The organism is Agrobacterium sp. GW821-FHT14E08 (assembly GCF_058803865.1).
Window position 1 is genome coordinate 619,158 of sequence record NZ_JBXAPJ010000001.1, and the last position, 17,393, is coordinate 636,550.

17 protein-coding genes and 1 tRNA gene are annotated in these 17,393 nt (G+C 60.1%); 17 read left to right on the forward strand and 1 reads right to left on the reverse strand.

The window, feature by feature from the left end; genetic code table 11:
- Nucleotides 1-11 precede the first annotated feature (11 nt).
- The 8 genes from nrdR (at nucleotide 12) to AC1ROR_RS03050 (ending at nucleotide 7,994) form a co-directional block, all read left to right on the forward strand.
- Nucleotides 12-491, forward strand: a complete 480-nt coding sequence (gene nrdR, locus AC1ROR_RS03015) for a transcriptional regulator NrdR (RefSeq protein ID WP_003496675.1) — start codon at nucleotides 12-14, stop codon at nucleotides 489-491.
- A gap of 2 nt (nucleotides 492-493) precedes the next feature.
- Nucleotides 494-1,738, forward strand: a complete 1,245-nt coding sequence (gene ribD, locus AC1ROR_RS03020; protein ID WP_498588574.1) for a bifunctional diaminohydroxyphosphoribosylaminopyrimidine deaminase/5-amino-6-(5-phosphoribosylamino)uracil reductase RibD — start codon at nucleotides 494-496, stop codon at nucleotides 1,736-1,738.
- The gene (locus tag AC1ROR_RS03025) at nucleotides 1,738-2,349 is read left to right on the forward strand and encodes a riboflavin synthase (protein WP_035217813.1); all 612 of its coding nucleotides are present in this window, start codon (nucleotides 1,738-1,740) and stop codon (nucleotides 2,347-2,349) included. Before ribD ends, AC1ROR_RS03025 begins: the two co-directional genes overlap by 1 nt.
- Before the next feature lie 295 nt (nucleotides 2,350-2,644).
- Nucleotides 2,645-3,277, forward strand: a complete 633-nt coding sequence (locus tag AC1ROR_RS03030; protein ID WP_035217812.1) for a LysE family translocator — start codon at nucleotides 2,645-2,647, stop codon at nucleotides 3,275-3,277.
- A gap of 164 nt (nucleotides 3,278-3,441) precedes the next feature.
- Nucleotides 3,442-3,888 (forward strand): 6,7-dimethyl-8-ribityllumazine synthase, encoded by a 447-nt coding sequence (locus AC1ROR_RS03035; protein ID WP_020809943.1) that lies wholly within the window; start codon nucleotides 3,442-3,444, stop codon nucleotides 3,886-3,888.
- A 4-nt stretch (nucleotides 3,889-3,892) separates the two neighbouring features.
- Nucleotides 3,893-4,390 carry a transcription antitermination factor NusB gene (gene nusB / locus AC1ROR_RS03040; protein WP_004441180.1) on the forward strand — a complete coding sequence of 166 codons (498 nt, stop codon included), beginning with the start codon at nucleotides 3,893-3,895 and terminating at the stop codon, nucleotides 4,388-4,390.
- Between the two features lie 21 nt (nucleotides 4,391-4,411).
- On the forward strand, nucleotides 4,412-5,635 hold the full coding sequence (locus AC1ROR_RS03045; RefSeq protein WP_498588575.1) for an MFS transporter: 1,224 nt from the start codon (nucleotides 4,412-4,414) through the stop codon (nucleotides 5,633-5,635).
- Nucleotides 5,636-5,855: 220 nt separating this feature from the next.
- Entirely contained in the window at nucleotides 5,856-7,994 is a 2,139-nt protein-coding gene (locus tag AC1ROR_RS03050; RefSeq protein ID WP_035217807.1) for a sodium-translocating pyrophosphatase, read from the forward strand.
- Nucleotides 7,995-8,069: 75 nt separating this feature from the next.
- Here AC1ROR_RS03050 and AC1ROR_RS03055 read toward each other — a convergent pair whose 3' ends face one another.
- Complete coding sequence (locus AC1ROR_RS03055; RefSeq protein WP_035217805.1) at nucleotides 8,070-8,600, reverse strand: outer membrane protein assembly factor BamE; 531 nt, start codon at nucleotides 8,598-8,600, stop codon at nucleotides 8,070-8,072.
- 270 nt (nucleotides 8,601-8,870) lie between these two features.
- On the opposite strand from AC1ROR_RS03055, the gene AC1ROR_RS03060 reads away from it, so the two are divergent.
- From AC1ROR_RS03060 to AC1ROR_RS03100, 9 genes are all read left to right on the forward strand, one after another.
- Entirely contained in the window at nucleotides 8,871-9,410 is a 540-nt protein-coding gene (locus AC1ROR_RS03060; RefSeq protein ID WP_035217802.1) for a ubiquinol-cytochrome C chaperone family protein, read from the forward strand.
- An 8-nt stretch (nucleotides 9,411-9,418) separates the two neighbouring features.
- Nucleotides 9,419-9,982, forward strand: a complete 564-nt coding sequence (locus tag AC1ROR_RS03065; protein ID WP_035217799.1) for a YceD family protein — start codon at nucleotides 9,419-9,421, stop codon at nucleotides 9,980-9,982.
- A 100-nt stretch (nucleotides 9,983-10,082) separates the two neighbouring features.
- On the forward strand, nucleotides 10,083-11,144 hold the full coding sequence (plsX, locus tag AC1ROR_RS03070; protein ID WP_035218905.1) for a phosphate acyltransferase PlsX: 1,062 nt from the start codon (nucleotides 10,083-10,085) through the stop codon (nucleotides 11,142-11,144).
- 4 nt (nucleotides 11,145-11,148) lie between these two features.
- A complete protein-coding gene (locus AC1ROR_RS03075; RefSeq protein ID WP_498588576.1) occupies nucleotides 11,149-12,120 on the forward strand; it encodes a beta-ketoacyl-ACP synthase III in 972 nt (323 codons plus the stop codon).
- 243 nt (nucleotides 12,121-12,363) lie between these two features.
- A complete protein-coding gene (locus AC1ROR_RS03080; protein ID WP_216331131.1) occupies nucleotides 12,364-12,702 on the forward strand; it encodes an integration host factor subunit alpha in 339 nt (112 codons plus the stop codon).
- Between the two features lie 272 nt (nucleotides 12,703-12,974).
- Nucleotides 12,975-13,508 carry a MerR family transcriptional regulator gene (locus AC1ROR_RS03085; protein WP_080834117.1) on the forward strand — a complete coding sequence of 178 codons (534 nt, stop codon included), beginning with the start codon at nucleotides 12,975-12,977 and terminating at the stop codon, nucleotides 13,506-13,508.
- 187 nt (nucleotides 13,509-13,695) lie between these two features.
- Nucleotides 13,696-14,412, forward strand: coding sequence for a nuclease (locus AC1ROR_RS03090; RefSeq protein WP_216331135.1), 717 nt, complete (start codon nucleotides 13,696-13,698; stop codon nucleotides 14,410-14,412).
- 140 nt (nucleotides 14,413-14,552) lie between these two features.
- Nucleotides 14,553-14,638: transfer RNA gene (locus AC1ROR_RS03095), tRNA-Leu, on the forward strand.
- Between the two features lie 246 nt (nucleotides 14,639-14,884).
- On the forward strand, nucleotides 14,885-17,389 hold the full coding sequence (locus AC1ROR_RS03100; protein ID WP_498588577.1) for a heavy metal translocating P-type ATPase: 2,505 nt from the start codon (nucleotides 14,885-14,887) through the stop codon (nucleotides 17,387-17,389).
- The last annotated feature ends 4 nt before the right edge of the window (nucleotides 17,390-17,393 follow it).

Below are 17,393 nucleotides of genomic sequence, written 5' to 3' on the forward strand. Positions count from 1 at the left end.
AGAGGAAGACGATGCGCTGCCCATTTTGCGGTTCCGAAGACACACAGGTCAAGGACTCGCGTCCGGCGGAGGACAATACCTCCATCCGTCGGCGGCGCATCTGCCCCGATTGCGGCGGCCGCTTCACGACCTATGAGCGCGTGCAACTGCGCGAGCTGATGGTCATCAAGAAAAGCGGCCGCAAGCTGCCCTTCGACCGGGAAAAGCTGGTGCGATCCTTCGAGATCGCGCTGCGCAAGCGCCCGGTCGACCGCGACCGGATCGAGCGCGCCGTCTCCGGCATCGTTCGCCGTCTGGAAAGTTCCGGCGAGACGGAAATCCCCTCGGAAGAAATCGGCCTGCAGGTTCTCGAAGCACTGAAGAGCCTCGATGACGTGGCCTTCGTGCGTTACGCATCGGTCTATCGCGATTTCAGCCATGCCGAGGATTTCGAGAACGTGATTGCCGAAATCAACGCCAAGATCGCCCGCGATACGGACGCCGGAGTCTAGCCGTGACCACCCGTGCCGATGACGAAAGATTCATGGCCCGGGCAATCGAGGTTTCTCTCCGCCATCAGGGCCAGACGCTCACCAACCCATCGGTTGGCTGTGTTCTCGTAAAAGACGGAAAAATCATCGCCGAAGCCGTCACCGCCATCGGCGGCCGCCCGCATGCCGAACGGCAGGCGCTGGAAGTAGCCGGCGAGGCGGCGCGTGGCGCGACCGCTTATGTGACGCTCGAACCCTGCTCACACTGGGGCAAGACTCCGCCTTGCGCCAATGCGCTGGTGGAATTCGGCGTCGCCCGTGTGGTCGTGGCGGTAGATGATCCGGATGAGCGCGTTTCCGGCCGCGGCTATATGATTTTACGGGATGCCGGCATTGTGGTGGAAACCGGCCTGTTGCGTGCGGAAGGCCAGCGAGCGCTTGCCGGCTACCTCACGCGTCAGGTGAAAAAACGCCCGCATGTAATTCTGAAACTTGCCGTTTCCGCCGATGGCATGATCGGCAGGAAAGGCGAGGGGCAGGTGGCGATTACCGGTCCCGAGGCGCGCCATGCCGTGCATGAACTCCGGGCGCGTTGCGATTGCATTCTTGTGGGGATTGGCACGGCGATTGGCGACGATCCGGAACTGACGGTGCGAATAGCCGGTCTCGAGGATCGCTCGCCGGTTCGCATCGTGTTGGACCGGCATTTTGAATTGCCGCTGACATCGAAGCTGGTGAAGACAGCGCGGGAGGTGCCGGTGATCGTTGCGGCGATACCTCCCTCTGCCCTGCCGGGCATCTCCCCCTCAAGGGGGGAGATCGATGGAGCGCCGCTTCGCCCCGCATCGGCAGCTGGAGAGGGTGAGCCGGAGGCACAATTTGCACGAGCGGCTAGCCCCTTGCCTATCTCCCCCCTTGAGGGGGAGATGCCCGGCAGGGCAGAGGGGGGTAGCCGCGAGTCAAAGCGCCAACTCCTCACCGACGCCGGCGTCCAGATCCTCGAAGCCCCAACCCTCGAGAACCTCCTGCGCATTCTCGCCGAAAGCGGCATGTCGGAACTTCTGGTCGAAGGCGGCGCCTTTGCCGCAAAATCATTCCTTGAAGCCGGGCTGGTGGACCGTATCATGCTGTTCGAAAGCCCGGTCGTGATCGGCGAAGGCGGCATTGAAACGCCGCTAAGCCGTGCCGATATCACGGGCGACTATGCACTGGTCAGCGAAACCGCCTATGGGCCGGATCGCTGCTTCGATTATGAAAGGCCGATTTGATGTTTACCGGAATTGTCACCGACGTTGGAACCGTCTCCGAGCTGGAAGCCCTGGCGGAAGGCGTGCGTCTGCGGGTGGCGACCAATTACGATCCCAAGACCATCGATATGGGCGCGTCGATCTCCCATGGCGGCATTTGCCTGACGGTGACGAGATTGCCGGAAGACGGCAGCAATGAGCGCTGGTACGAGGTCGAGGCATGGGAAGAGGCGCTGCGCCTGACGACGATTGCCGGCTGGCAAAAGGGTACCCACGTCAATCTGGAGCGGGCGCTCAAGATCGGCGATGAGCTTGGCGGCCACATCGTTTCCGGCCATGTCGATGGCAGGGCGGAAATCCTTTCGGTGGAATCGGAAGGTGAGGCGGTGCGCATCCGCCTGCGCGCACCGGAGCATCTGGCGAAATTCGTGGCGCCCAAGGGTTCCGTGGCGCTCGACGGCACTTCGCTGACCGTCAACGCTGTCGAAGGTACGGATTTCGACGTGCTGTTGATCCGCCACACGCTGACTGTCACCACATGGGGCGAACGCCAGCCGGGCGATTTCGTCAATTTCGAAGTCGATACCATGGCGCGTTATGCCGCAAGGCTTGCGGAGTTTCCCTCAGCGTAATGTGACGATGCTTTGGAGAGAAGGACGCACCGACGCCTCCTCCTTCATTCCGGCCTTGAGCCGGAATCCAGCCAGCCCAAGTCTTTGGGCTGAAAGAACTTTTCCCGCTGCGCAGACGCGCGTCGACTGGATTTCGGCTCAAGGCCGGAATGACGGAAAGGGGAGTGCCAACACCTGAAATCGCGGCATATGCAATTGTTCTCAAGCACCCCGCTTCCGATGAAGCCGGAAACGCTATAAGACTTTTTAGCCGTTTGATATCGACCGCAAGCCAAACGGGGTAGGGGAATACATCATGCCGTCTTTCGAACTGCTGACAGCCTTTTTCATAACCACCGCCTTGTTCGCCTATATCCCCGGTCCGGCCATGCTTTATGCGGCGGCGCAGACCATGGCGCGCGGCCGGTTTGCCGGGCTGATGGCGGTGCTTGGTATCCATGTCGGCTGCTATTTCCACATTTTTGCCTCTGCGGCAGGGCTTTCGGTGCTGTTTCAGGCAGTGCCGTGGCTTTATCTTGCGGTAAAGCTATGCGGTGCACTGTATCTCATCTGGCTCGGCTTCTCGATGCTGCGCAGCAAGCTTGAGGGCGAGGCCGTCAATCTGGCCATCGAGCCGAAATCGGCGCGCCGCGCCTTCATCGACAGCATCATCGTCGATGTGCTCAATCCGAAGACCGCGCTGTTCTTTCTGGCCTTCCTGCCGCAGTTCGTGGACCCTGCGGCGGCCTTTCCGGTCTGGCTGCAATTGCTGATCCTCGGCATCGCCGTCAATTTCATTTTTTCCTCGGCCGATCTTGTCGGCGTGCTTCTTGCGGGCGCCATGGTCGGGCGTTTGAAGCGTTCCGGGGCGGTGCAGGTGCTTGCCCGGCGCGCGGCCGGAACGGTGCTGATGGGGCTTGGCGTCCATCTCGCCTTCCAGAAAACCTGATTGTCGCGAAGCCTCGCCGGAAGGCGTGAAACCCGGCCAAATGCCCCGCAAACGTGGCCTCTTGCGCCGCTGACACATGAAATTACTTGCCAAAAATGGCCAGCCGTGGTTTGACCGCCGCAAAAGCCGGTATGATCCGGCAGCAAGCTTTTCAGGAAAATATCATGTCCAAACCCCATCTTCTTATCGTGGAAGCACGTTTTTACGACGATATGGCGGATGCCCTTCTCGAAGGCGCGAAATTCGCGCTCGATGAAGCCGGCGCCACCTATGACGTCATTACCGTTCCGGGCGCGCTGGAAATCCCCGCCGCCATCGCCATGGCGCTTGATGGCGCTGACAATGACGGCACGGAATATGACGGTTTCGTCGCACTCGGTATGGTAATCCGTGGCGAGACATATCACTTCGACATCGTTTCCAACGAATCCTCCCGCGCGCTGATGGATCTTGCCGTCAGCGAATCGCTGCCGATCGGCAACGGCATCCTCACCGTTGAGAATGACGAGCAGGCATGGGCACGCGTGCGTCGTTCCGACAAGGACAAGGGCGGCTTCGCGGCGCGTGCGGCGCTGACGATGATCGAGCTGAAGAAAAAACTGGGTGGCTGAACGCATGTCGAATGTTGAAAATGGCGGTGAACCGCGCCAGCCTTCGGTAAAGCCAGCCAACCAGCGCGGCGCGGCCCGCCTTGCGGCCGTGCAGGCGCTTTACCAGATGGATGTCGGCGGAACCGGCGTTATGGAAGTCGTGGCCGAATATGAGGCGCACCGTCTTGGCCAGGAAGTTGACGGCGACACCTATCTGAAAGCCGACCCGTCCTGGTTCCGTTCCATCGTTTCCGGCGTCGTCCGCGATCAGACCAAGATCGATCCGCTGGTCCGCTCGGCCCTTCTGGAAGACTGGCCGCTGTCGCGTCTCGATGCCACCGTGCGCGCCATCCTGCGTGCAGGCACTTTCGAGATTCTGGAGCGCAAGGACGTGCCGGTCGCCGTCATCGTCACGGAATATGTCGAGATCGCCCGTGCTTTCTTCGAGCATGATGAGCCGAAGCTCGTGAATGCGGTGCTTGACCGCATTGCCAAGCAGGTGCGCGGCGAGGCAAAACGCTGAAGTAAAACAGGTGAGGAAGAGATGAGCGCGGTTTCCGTCCCCGGACTTGAAGTTCAACTGGACGAGGCGAAGCGCAACGTCTTCCTCCTCACCATCGCGCAGGCGATCATGGGATCGGCTGCGCCCTTAAGCTTTTCGGTTGGCGCACTTGCCGGCTATCAGCTGCTCGGCGCGGACAAGTCGCTGGCGACCGCGCCTCTCACCGGCTTCAATATCGGCGTTGCGCTCGGCGCCATCTGCGTGGCGGCCGCATCCCGCTTCCTTGGCCGCAAGGCAGGCTTCATGGTCGGCGCGCTGATGTGCTCGATTGGCGGCGGTATCGCTGCGGTAGCGCTTTTCCGTTCGGATTTCTGGCTGTTTGCCGTCGGCCTGCTGCTGATCGGTATTTCCGGCGGTTTCACGCAGAAAATCCGCTTCGCCGCCGCCGATGCCTCGCCATCCTTTTACAAGCCGAAAGCCATTTCCTGGATCCTGGCGGGTGGAATCATCTCGGCCATCGTCGGCCCGCAGCTCGCCATTTTCGGCAAGGATGTCTTCGCACCGATCACCTTCGCCGGCGCCTTTATCGCGCTGGTGCCGCTTGGCATCATCTCGATTGCGATTCTGGCATTCCTGAAATTACCGGATCCAAAGGCCGCCTCTACCCACGCGCACGCGGTGCGGCCCCTGTCGGAGATCGTCCGCACGCACCGTTTCGTCACCGGCATGGTCTGCGGCATCGGTTCCTACGCATTGATGACCTTCATGATGACCGGCGCACCGCTCGCCATGGTCGTCGGTTGCGGTTTCCCCTCCGAACTCGCGACCCTCGGCATTCAGTGGCATGTTCTCGCCATGTTCGGCCCGAGCTTCTTCACCGGTATGCTGATCTCCCGATTCGGAGCCGAGAGAATCGTTGCGACCGGCCTCATTGTGCTGATGGCCTGCGCCGTCGTCGCCCATATGGGCATCGAATTGTGGAATTTCTGGGCGGCGCTCATTCTCCTTGGGCTCGGCTGGAATTTCGGTTTTATCGGCGCTACCGCCATCATCACCTCCAGCTACCGCCCGCATGAGGCGGACAAGGTGCAGGGTTTCCACGATATCGTGCTTTTCGGCACGGTGGCGCTTTCATCGTTCTCTTCTGGCAAGGTGTTCACGGCCTGGGGCTGGTCGGTAATGAACCTTGTCATCTGGCCGGTGGCTGGCCTTTGCATGCTGCTTGTCCTGTCGCTGCTGCTGACCTCGCGCAAAAACGCCGCCTGAGATTGCGTCAGCGCTCTACCCCTTTCATGTTTCAGGCAAAATTGTGGGCTTGACGCCACGCCTTTCGCCAACGCAATCTTGCCGCGCAGGTCATTCTTCCTTGGGAGGGGAACAAATGGCCACGACAGGACCCGGAGCGCTTGCGATCATCCGGTCCTTGCACAAGGTTTCGCCACGCCGGGGAGGGAGTGAGACCCGGCTTTTTGGGAGGTAAGTGCGCATGACCGTAATACCCATAGTGATTTTATGCGGTATCCTGTCCGTGGTTTACGCGGTATGGGCGACCAAGAGTGTTCTCGATGCCGATCAGGGCAACGAGCGTATGCGTGAAATAGCAGGTTATATCCGTGAAGGCGCACAGGCTTATCTCACCCGTCAATATCTCACCATCGCCATCGTCGGACTGATCGTCGCCGTTCTCGCCTGGTATCTGCTGTCGGCCATGGCGGCCATTGGTTTCCTCATCGGCGCGGTGCTTTCGGGCGCCGCCGGTTTTGTCGGCATGCATGTGTCCGTGCGCGCCAATCTGCGCACCGCGCAGGCCGCCTCGCACAGCCTTTCCGCCGGTCTCGACATCGCCTTCAAATCGGGCGCGATCACCGGCATGCTGGTGGCCGGTCTCGCGCTGCTCGGCGTCTCAATCTATTATTTCATTCTGACCTCGGTGATGGGCCATGCGGCCGGTTCGCGTGAGGTGATCGATGCGCTGGTGTCGCTTGGCTTCGGCGCATCGCTGATTTCCATCTTCGCCCGCCTCGGCGGCGGCATCTTCACCAAGGGTGCCGATGTCGGCGGCGATCTCGTCGGCAAGGTCGAAGCTGGAATTCCCGAAGACGATCCGCGCAACCCGGCAACCATTGCCGACAATGTCGGCGACAATGTCGGCGATTGCGCCGGCATGGCCGCTGACCTCTTCGAGACCTATGCCGTCTCTGTCGTCGCGACCATGGTTCTCGCCGCGATCTTTTTTGCCGGAACGCCGATACTGGAAAGCGCCATGGTCTATCCGCTGGCGATTTGCGGCGCCTGCATCCTGACGTCGATTGCCGGCACCTTCTTCGTCAAGCTTGGCACCAACAATTCCATCATGGGCGCACTCTACAAGGGCCTGATCGCCACCGGTATCTTCTCGGTCGCCGGTCTTGCGGTCGCCACCCATGCGACGGTGGGCTGGGGCACGGTCGGCACGGTGGCCGGAATGGAGATCACCGGCACCAACCTCTTCCTGTGCGGCATTGTTGGCCTTGTCGTGACGGCGCTGATCGTCGTCATTACCGAATATTACACCGGCACCAACAAGCGCCCGGTCAATTCCATCGCCCAGGCGTCGGTCACCGGTCACGGCACCAATGTCATCCAGGGTCTTGCGGTCTCGCTGGAATCGACGGCGCTGCCGGCCATCGTTATTGTCGGCGGCATCATCGGCACCTACCAGCTCGGTGGCCTGTTCGGCACCGGCATCGCGGTTACCGCCATGCTGGGTCTGGCGGGCATGATCGTGGCGCTCGACGCCTTTGGCCCGGTGACGGACAATGCCGGTGGTATCGCTGAAATGGCCGGTCTCGATCCTGACGTGCGCAAGGCGACCGACGCGCTGGATGCCGTCGGCAACACCACCAAGGCCGTCACCAAGGGTTACGCCATCGGTTCTGCCGGTCTCGGCGCGCTGGTGCTGTTTGCTGCCTATTCCAACGACCTGTCCTATTTCGCCGCCAATGGCGATACCTACCCCTACTTCAAGGATATTGGCGAGATTTCCTTCAGCCTTGCCAATCCTTACGTCGTGGCGGGCCTGCTGTTCGGCGGCCTCATTCCGTACCTCTTCGGCGGCATTGCGATGACCGCGGTAGGCAAGGCGGCAAGCTCGATCGTCGAAGAAGTCCGCCGCCAGTTCCGGGAAAAGCCGGGCATCATGGCCGGAACGGAAAAACCGGACTATGGCAAGGCGGTTGATCTTCTGACCAAGGCGGCGATCAAGGAAATGGTCATTCCGTCGCTCCTGCCGGTTCTGGCGCCGCTCGTCGTTTATTTCGGCGTGTTGCTGATTTCCGGTTCCAAGGCGTCGGCCTTCGCGGCGCTGGGCGCATCGCTGCTTGGCGTCATCATCAACGGCCTGTTCGTGGCGATTTCCATGACCTCCGGTGGTGGCGCGTGGGATAATGCCAAGAAGAGCTTCGAGGACGGTTTCATCGACAAGGACGGCGTGCGCCACGTCAAGGGTTCCGATGCCCACAAGGCCTCGGTGACGGGCGATACGGTCGGCGATCCCTACAAGGACACTGCCGGTCCCGCCGTCAACCCGGCCATCAAGATCACCAATATCGTGGCGCTGCTGCTGCTTGCGGTTCTTGCCCACTGAGGGCTTAGGTCCGACGAATGAAAAAGGCCCGGGGAGCGATCCCCGGGCCTTTGAGTTTTCCGTTTCCTCTTCCGATCAGGGGGTGTTGTTGCCCTGACCGAGAATGCTCTTGGCGATATTGGCGCCCGAGGTGCCGCCGGAGAGCAGCTGCTGCAGGAACGTCAGATCCTTGCCGCCTGTCGGGGTGGTGCGGGAAATCGTGTCGAAGACCTTGCCGTCCTGCAGCGCATAATTGGCCTTGCGCTCGATCACGCCGTCCTTGTTGAAATAGATCGCGAGAATATTCTGCTCGACCAGCGTCGGCTTCATGAAGGCGGCGCGGCGCACACGCTTCTGCGAGATGTAGTAGAAAACTTCGTTGCCGAAGGTCGCCGTGGTCGAGGGCGTACCCATGGTCAGCAGAACCTGCTCGCGGCTGGAACCTTCGGGGATCAGCTGGAGCGCCTGGTCGTCCATGACATAACCATTGTGGAACACATCGGTCGTGCTGGTGCAGGCGGAAAGCAGGCCGGACGCGAGGACGATTGCGATGGCCGTTTTGCTCAGAATTTTGCCCTGACTTGCGGATTTCTGCTTGCTCAACTGCGTTTTCCCGACTGCGATCATGAATGGCACCTTCCGGCATTGCGTGGTGCACAGTGTCTGTGCACATGATTGTGTCAATCCGGGGACGGAAAATCCCGATCACCCCCCAAATTCAATGCTTTCCCGGCCTTCTGGAACTCCTCCGGTTCTCTTCGACTGTTTCAGCGCAAAGACGAACGTGACCGCGACAGCATTGCAATTCGTGGATGCTTCGGTAAACCAGCTTTGACAATCATGCAACAAGTGCGATGGGCGGTAAGCGAATTCACCGGTCACGTTCGGAAAAAAACAATGATATTCGGGCTGTTCAGGAAGAAAAACAACAATCGCGCCATAGTCGACCGCCAATATGCGACCTTGACGGCTGCTGCCCGCACGCCTGAATTTTATCTCGATCTGGGTGTTCCCGACACGGTGATGGGCCGTTTCGAAATGCTGTCGATCATCATGATTCTCTATTTCCGCCGCACCAAATCATCAGGTGTAAGCGGGCAGGAGATCGCTCAGGAGATCGTCGACGCCTTTTTTCAGGATATCGATCATTCCATCCGTGAACTTGGCATCGGCGACCAGGGCGTGCCGAAACGGATGAAGAAATTTGCCGGCATGTTTTACGGGCGGCTGGAATCCTACGCGGCGGCGCTGGATGCATCCGACCCCGTTGCCCTTGCCGCGGCGCTTGCGCGCAATATATATCCGCAGACAGACGATAAGGCGCCGCAGCTGGACGGGCTGGCGGGTTGGATGATGGAAACGTCTTCCGCCCTTTCCGCATGCTCCGAGGAAACGATAGCGACCGGAAGCCTGACGCTGCCCCTGCCTGGACAATGAGGTTTACGATGAACGCGCGACACGCCGCAAATGACGACCTGCCTTTTTCCTATCCCGTAAAGGTAGGCCATATTTCCGCCAATCCCGTCAGGATTGGTCTCGAAGCCAATGCCGAGGAGCTGAAGGCGCTGGCGAAATTCTGGGATGTGGTGTCCGTCGACTATCTGAAGGCGGAGTTGCAGGTTACCCGCTGGAAGAAGGATGGCATCAAGATCAAGGGCGAAGTGCATGCGGCCGTGACCCAGTCCTGCGTGGTGACGCTGGAGCCGGTCACGAGCAAGATCGACGAGGCGGTGGAGCACATCTTCGTTCCCGAAGGATCGAAGCTTGCGCGCATGGTCACCAATGAGGAGGGCGAGATCGTGCTCGACCCCGATGGTCCCGATATTCCCGACCAGTTCACCGGCGACAGCATCGATGTGGGCGCCGTGGTGGCGGAATTCGCGGCGCTTGCGATCGATCCCTATCCGCGCAAATCGGATGCCGAATTCGCTGATACGGCCGACAAGGAGCCCGAAGCAGAGAAGCGTCCGTCGCCCTTTGCCGTGCTGAAAGACTGGAAAAAAGACTGAATGGCCCCGACAGGCTGAAATAAATATATTGTATCAGGAGCCGGAAAAGGTATTTTCGCGCGAAATCCGCTTGAGTGGCGGCAAGAAGGATAAGGGACGAGTGATCAGAATAGCGATTGACGTCATGGGTGGCGATTTCGGCCCTGATGTTGCCATACCCGGTGCTGCCAAGGCGCTTGAACGGCATAATGATGTAACTTTTCTGCTCTACGGGCAGAAGAGCAAATGCGACCCCATTCTGGCACAATATCCCGCCCTTCGGGAAAAGTCGGTCTTTCACGATTGTGAAGTCTCGGTCGGCATGGATGAAAAGCCGAGCCAGGCGCTTCGTCGCGGCCGTTACGTCTCCAGCATGTGGCGCGCCATCGAGGCCGTGAAGCTGGGTGAAGCTGACGTCGTCGTTTCCGCCGGCAATACCGGCGCGCTGATGGCCATGGCCAAATTCTGTTTGCGCACCATGGCGCGGGTGGAACGCCCGGCGATCGCCGGCATCTGGCCGACGCTGAAAGGCGAAAGCATCGTTCTCGATGTCGGTGCGACGATCGGTGCCGATTCCCAGCAATTGCTCGATTTCGCCCTGATGGGTGGCGCCATGGCGCGCGCGCTGTTCGATATCGACCGTCCGACCGTTGGCCTGCTCAATGTCGGCGTCGAGGAGGTCAAGGGTCAGGAAGAGGTGCGTGAGGCCGGACGTCTCATTCGCGAGGCCGATCTCGGTACCATTGACTATCGCGGTTTTGTCGAGGGCGACGATATCGGCAAGGGTACGGTGGATGTGGTGGTGACCGAAGGTTTTACCGGCAACATCGCGCTGAAAGCCGCCGAAGGCACCGCGCGCCAGATCACCACGCTTCTGCGTGAGGCGATCTCCCGCAGCTTCTTTGCCAAGATCGGTTATATCCTGGCGAAAAGCGCCTTTGACGTGCTTAGGGAAAAAATGGACCCGCGCAAGGTCAATGGCGGCGTGTTTCTCGGCCTGAACGGCATTGTCATCAAGAGCCATGGCGGCACGGATGCCATCGGTTTTGCTTCCGCCGTCGATGTCGGTTACGACATGGTCCATAACGGACTGACGGCGAAAATTGAAAACGATCTGAAGATTTACCACGCAAGACGGCTTCCGCCCCCGGCGCCCGAAGCTCTCGTGGCTGACGAGGAATAAGGGAATGATCCGTTCTATAGTCCGTGGTTTCGGGGCAGCGCTTCCGAAGCGTGTCATGACCAACAGTGAAATCGAAGGCGTCGTCGAGACCTCTGACGAGTGGATCGTTCAGCGCACGGGCATCCGGCAGCGCTATATCGCCGGCGAAGGTGAAACGACCGCGTCGCTTGGCGAGGCGGCGGCCCGCGCCGCCCTCGACAATGCCGGCCTGACGCCTGACGATATTGATCTCATTATTCTGGCTACATCGACCCCGGACAATACCTTTCCGGCAACGGCGGTGAACATCCAGAACCGCCTCGGCATGACCCACGGTTTCGCCTTCGACATGCAGGCCGTTTGCTCCGGCTTCGTTTATGCCGTATCGACCGCCGATCTCTATATTCGTGGTGGCATGGCCAAGCGCGTTCTGGTGATCGGTTCGGAAACATTCTCGCGCATTCTCGACTGGAAGGACCGCACCACCTGCGTTCTGTTCGGTGACGGCGCCGGCGCGCTTGTGCTTGAGGCTGGCGAAGGCGAGGGCACCTCTAACGATCGCGGTATTCTCACCGCGCAGTTGCGCTCCGATGGTTCGCACAAGGAAAAGCTCTATGTCGATGGCGGACCTTCCACGACAGGTACGGTCGGTCATCTGCGCATGGAAGGCCGGGAAGTGTTCAAGCACGCCGTCGGCATGATCACCGACGTCATCGAGCAGGCCTTCGAGGCGACGAGCACGACGGCGGATGACCTGGACTGGCTCGTTCCGCATCAGGCGAACAAGCGCATCATCGACGGTTCCGCGAAGAAGCTCAACATCGACCCGGCAAAGGTCGTCATCACCGTCGATCAGCACGGCAATACCTCGGCGGCCTCTATTCCGCTGGCGCTCGCCGTTGCGGCCGGTGACGGACGTATCAAGAAGGGCGATCTGGTCATGCTGGAAGCCATGGGTGGCGGCTTTACCTGGGGCGCGGTGCTGCTGCGTTGGTAAGGCGCAATTTGTGCGTTTGCCGGGGTGATGGCGCGAAATCGGTTGTAATTTTCGCGCTGATGCCCCGATCAGATGCGCTGGAGCGGCCCGAGCCTGTGTCAAAACCGTATCAGTCGCTCTAAGCCCTTGCACTGATTGCCGAAAGCCTCAAATGAATCTGGAACAATCGCTTGACCGGTCGCCACAAGGGAAATAATCTCGGCGGCTCCTAGAGAAAAATTCAGACACGGTTTGTGGGGAAAAATGGCCGGGAAGACAGTGACACGCGCAGATCTTGCAGAATCTGTGTTTCGTAAAGTCGGGCTGTCCCGCACCGAATCCGCCGAACTGGTCGAAACGATCATCGACGAAATTTGCAACGCGATCACCCGTGGTGAGGTCGTCAAGCTGTCGTCCTTCGCGACATTCCAGATCAGGGAAAAGAACGAGCGCATCGGCCGCAACCCGAAAACGGGTGAGGAAGTTCCGATTTCGCCGCGCCGCGTCATGACCTTCAAGGCCTCGAACGTGCTGAAACAGCGTATTCTCAAGGCGCATACGGCCCGCAAAACTAAACAAAAGGGCCAGAAGGCTGGCTCCTGAGCCGGCCGTCCCAAAGCCTTTTTTGCCCCCCGGCAGGCCTTTTCTCCATTCTTCCTGTGAACATACTTGAATTTCAACGTGCAAGCCGTTGAAATCCGGTCGACTCGCATCATAATCAATTTTAATAAATGGCATCTTGCCGCTTCGGGCATCGATGCGGGGATCGCTTGAGGTCTTCGCGATTTGTGATGCACGGATCGGCGGTTGAGAAGCGTTCTTGTTCAGTGCCCGGCTTTATGCAAGGCGCTCCGGGTCCGGATGGGAGTGGAAATTTGGACAAAAGCCCCGACGCGTTTCGGACGATCAGTGAAGTGGCGGATGAGCTGAACCTGCCGCAGCACGTGCTGCGTTTCTGGGAAACGCGCTTTCCGCAGATCAAGCCGATGAAACGGGGTGGGGGCCGCCGTTATTACCGCCCCGATGATATCGATCTCCTGAAGGGCATTCGTCATCTTCTTTATGACCATGGCTACACCATCAAGGGTGTCCAGAAGCTGCTGAAAGCCAATGGCAACCGCTTCGTGGCGGCCATCGCCTCCGGCGATCTCGCCACCATGGAAGCCATCATGGCGGCGAGCGGTGAAAAGGAAGTCGCCGAACCGCGCGTCATCGATACCGATGGGGACGAGGTCGTCGGCCGTCCGAAGGCGAAGCCGAGCGGCCGTTTTTTCGGCTTCGGCGGTGGCGGCGGCGATGCCGAAATATCGGTCGGCAAGTCAGGTATCGGCAAGGATGATCAGGCGCTTTTGCAGGAAGCCCTGTTCGACCTCCTCGAATGCAAGCGGCTGCTCGATCAGGTTCGCTGACGGTTTTCCACAGCTCTCTTGAGGCACTTCCACCAAAAAGGTGGACCGCGGATTTTCGCCCGGGAATACGCAAAAACAAGGCGTTAGATCGTTTTCGCGATTTGGGGAAAACGCAAACTCTCTAAAATGCCAACCTTTCGGAAACTCCTTTGGCCGATAATGCGGCTCCGTAAAAAGGAGTCCGATCGTGAGCAACCGAAAATCGACAGCACGGCGCCGCACGGCGAAGAAATCGGGCGGCGGCAGCGTGTGGCCCTGGGTGCTGATGCTGGGCGTGGTTGCCGGCGGCATTCAGGCTTATGAACATCGCGACAGCCTTCTGCCACAGCGGCATGCCGCGAGGTCCACGCAGACGACGACAAATTCACCCAAGGTTGCCGTTGCCGCGAAACGCGAGGCCGCCGCGCCGGAGAGGGTGGCGGCCATTCGGCCAGCATCGCCGGTCTTGCCGGGCAGCGGGCCGGTGCCGCCACGCTCAATCGCCATGCCGCCGGCGCAGGTCGCTGCTATCCTGCCGGAAACACGTCCATCGGTCGAAAAAATCTCGCTTGGAGAAAAAACCGGCGCCTTTGCCTTTTGCGGCCGCTCGGGGCTTAACAACTGCGTGGCTGATGGCAACACCTTCTGGATGAAGGGCGTGAAAATGCAGCTTGCCGGTATCGAGGTTCCGCAGATCGACCGGGCGCGATGCATGGAAGAGCGCCAGCGCGGTTTCGTTGCGAAGGTCAGGCTTCGGGATATGCTGAATGCCGGCGCCTTCGATGTGGCCTCTTCCGGGGCCGCGGGCGAGCAAACCATGGAACGTAAACGGCTTTCGCGTTCGGGCGTGTCCTTTGCCGATCAACTCGTGCGGGAAGGTCTGGCACATCCGGCCTCGGCAAAAAATCAGTCCTGGTGTGGCTAAGGCCCCGTTGACCGAAACGGTCCCTCCTGTGTAGATGAGGCACTGTGGAGGCTTGGGGCTGGACGCTGTTTGTCCAAGGCCCGAACAATGACGAAACAGTTTTGCAGCGCCAGAGCCGGATCGGCAAGCGGCGCGGCATTGCGGACGTGGCGAAATCGGTAGACGCAGCAGACTTAAAATCTGCCGACCATTGGTCTTGCGGGTTCAAGTCCCGCCGTCCGCACCATTTTCATTCCAGATTACAAGATTTCTCTCTCGTTTTTCTGCGACCTGCGGGCTTTCCGCATGGGTTTTACGCCGGATTCGCTCATTTTTTGGCATAGACCGCACTGAATCAGGCGGGTTAGCCTAAAAAATGAACGTGGTTAAGCAGACGGCATTTTTCCGTAAAAATCACCCAAAAGAGCCTATTGACCTTGCCACGATGGGAAGCCCTATCTTTTTTTAATACAAGAAAAGAGGGGTCATAAGCATGTCACAAATCCAGCTCCGGGCGAGCCATACGATAGCCATCGATGGGATGACATGCGCCTCTTGTGTTGGCCGTGTGGAAAAGGCGATTGCCAAGGTGCCGGGTGTCCTCAAGGCTTCGGTCAATCTGGCAACGGAACGCGCCGATATTTCTTTTTCCGGTCCGCCTGATGTACTGGCCGTTATCGATGCCGTCCGGAATGCGGGATATGGCGTCGAAGAGAAAACCGTCGAGCTCGATATTGAGGGCATGACCTGCGCCTCCTGTGTCGGGCGTGTCGAAAAAGCGCTGAAGGCCGTCTCCGGTGTTTCCGGTGCGAGCGTCAATCTGGCGACGGAGCGCGCCACTGTCCGCGTCGCCGGCAATGCCGTCTCGGCCGCCACCCTGGCGGAAGCGATCAAGCAGGCGGGTTATAAGGCGAGCGAAACTGCCGCGGATAAAGCCAAGGGTGATGAGCCCGACCGGCGCGAAGCTGAACTACGCGGTCTGAAAATCAGCCTTGCTATCGCCGCCGCCCTGACGCTGCCGGTCTTCGTTCTGGAAATGGGCTCGCATATGGTGCCCGCCATCCATGACTTCGTGATGGAAACCGTCGGCATGCGGGAAAGCTGGTATCTGCAATTTGCGCTGACCACGCTCGTTCTGTTCGGGCCGGGCTTACGCTTCTTCAAAAAGGGCATACCGGCGCTTCTGCGGCTGGCGCCGGACATGAATTCGCTTGTCGTGCTGGGCACCGCCGCCGCCTGGGGATTTTCGGTGGTTGCCACTTTCGTGCCCGAGATCCTGCCGAGAGGCACGGCCAATGTCTACTATGAGGCCGCGGCGGTCATCGTCACGCTGATCCTGCTCGGCCGTTTTCTGGAAGCGCGCGCCAAGGGTCGCACCAGCGAGGCGATAAAGCGGCTCGTCGGCCTGCAGGCCAAGTCGGCCCGCGTGTTGCGCAATGGTGAAACCATTGACGTGCCGCTGCAGGATGTTGTGACCGGCGATGTGATCGTGGTCCGCCCCGGCGAGAAGGTGCCCGTTGACGGTCTGGTGCTTGATGGCTCCTCCTATGTCGATGAATCGATGATTACCGGCGAACCTGTACCGGTGACCAAGGTGGCAGGCTCCGAAGTTGTCGGCGGCACGGTCAACAGGAATGGTTCCTTCACCTTCCGCGCCACCAAGGTGGGTGCCGATACGCTGATCGCCCAGATCATCCGCATGGTCGAGGAGGCACAGGCCGACAAGCTGCCCATTCAGGCTTTGGTGGACAAGGTGACCAACTGGTTCGTGCCGGCGGTGATGCTGGCAGCACTCGCCACCTTCATCGTCTGGTTCGTGCTTGGGCCGGATCCCGCCTTGACCTTTGCGCTCGTCAACGCCGTCGCAGTCCTCATCATTGCCTGCCCCTGCGCCATGGGCCTTGCCACGCCGACATCTATCATGGTCGGAACTGGCCGTGCCGCCGAGATGGGTGTCCTGTTCCGCCGCGGCGATGCGCTCCAGACCCTGCGTGACGCCGACGTCATCGCCGTCGACAAGACCGGCACGCTGACGCTCGGCAAGCCGACGCTGGTTCATTTCACCACGACGGAAGGCTTCGATCCGGATGAAGTGCTGCGCCTTGTCGCCTCGCTTGAGAGCCGTTCCGAACATCCGATTGCCGAAGCGATTGTCGAGGCGGCGAAACATGGCGGCCTGACGCTTGCCGATGCGGAGGGCTTTGAGGCGACCCCTGGTTTCGGCGTAGCGGCAACGGTTGACGGTCGCAGGGTCGAGGCCGGAGCGGACCGGTTCATGGTGAAGCTCGGTTACGATGTCACGATGTTCGCGGACGAAGCCGACCGGCTTGGCCGGGAAGGGCAGTCGCCGCTCTATGCCGCCGTGGATGGCAGACTGGCAGTGATCATTGCCGTTGCCGATCCGGTCAAGCCGACGACGCCGGAAGCGATAGCGGCGCTGCATGCGCTTGGTCTCAAGGTCACGATGATCACCGGCGACAACCGCCGCACCGCCGAAGCCATCGCCCGCCGTCTCGGTATCGATGAGGTGGTGGCGGAAGTCTTGCCCGACGGCAAGGTGGATGCTGTGAAGAGGCTGGCCGCTGGCGGGCGGAAGGTTGCCTTTGTCGGCGATGGCATCAACGACGCGCCGGCCCTTGCGGCAGCCGATGTCGGGCTTGCCATCGGCACGGGTACGGATGTCGCCATTGAAAGCGCCGATGTGGTGCTGATGTCGGGTGATTTGCGCGGCGTTGCCAATGCCATCGCGCTCTCCAAGGCCACGATCCGCAATATCGGCCAGAATCTGTTCTGGGCCTTCGCCTACAATGCCGCGCTCGTTCCCGTGGCGGCCGGAATATTGTATCCTGTCAACGGCGTTCTGCTGTCGCCTGTTCTTGCTGCCGGAGCCATGGCGCTTTCCAGCGTGTTCGTCTTGACGAATGCGCTGCGCCTCAAAAGCTTTCGCCCGCCGCTTGTGGACAGATCATCCGACACGCAACTCGCAGCGGCCGAATAGGAGG

Bases quoted from the DNA above. Each gene is read 5' to 3' on its own strand.
- nrdR (WP_003496675.1), top strand. From the start codon at position 12: ATGCGCTGCCCATTTTGCGGTTCCGAAGACACACAGGTCAAGGACTCG.
- AC1ROR_RS03025 (WP_035217813.1), top strand. From the start codon at position 1,738: ATGTTTACCGGAATTGTCACCGACGTTGGAACCGTCTCCGAGCTGGAA.
- AC1ROR_RS03030 (WP_035217812.1), top strand. From the start codon at position 2,645: ATGCCGTCTTTCGAACTGCTGACAGCCTTTTTCATAACCACCGCCTTG.
- AC1ROR_RS03035 (WP_020809943.1), top strand. From the start codon at position 3,442: ATGTCCAAACCCCATCTTCTTATCGTGGAAGCACGTTTTTACGACGAT.
- nusB (WP_004441180.1), top strand. From the start codon at position 3,893: ATGTCGAATGTTGAAAATGGCGGTGAACCGCGCCAGCCTTCGGTAAAG.
- AC1ROR_RS03045 (WP_498588575.1), top strand. From the start codon at position 4,412: ATGAGCGCGGTTTCCGTCCCCGGACTTGAAGTTCAACTGGACGAGGCG.
- AC1ROR_RS03050 (WP_035217807.1), top strand. From the start codon at position 5,856: ATGACCGTAATACCCATAGTGATTTTATGCGGTATCCTGTCCGTGGTT.
- AC1ROR_RS03055 (WP_035217805.1), bottom strand. From the start codon at position 8,600: ATGATCGCAGTCGGGAAAACGCAGTTGAGCAAGCAGAAATCCGCAAGT.
- AC1ROR_RS03060 (WP_035217802.1), top strand. From the start codon at position 8,871: ATGATATTCGGGCTGTTCAGGAAGAAAAACAACAATCGCGCCATAGTC.
- AC1ROR_RS03065 (WP_035217799.1), top strand. From the start codon at position 9,419: ATGAACGCGCGACACGCCGCAAATGACGACCTGCCTTTTTCCTATCCC.
- AC1ROR_RS03075 (WP_498588576.1), top strand. From the start codon at position 11,149: ATGATCCGTTCTATAGTCCGTGGTTTCGGGGCAGCGCTTCCGAAGCGT.
- AC1ROR_RS03080 (WP_216331131.1), top strand. From the start codon at position 12,364: ATGGCCGGGAAGACAGTGACACGCGCAGATCTTGCAGAATCTGTGTTT.
- AC1ROR_RS03100 (WP_498588577.1), top strand. From the start codon at position 14,885: ATGTCACAAATCCAGCTCCGGGCGAGCCATACGATAGCCATCGATGGG.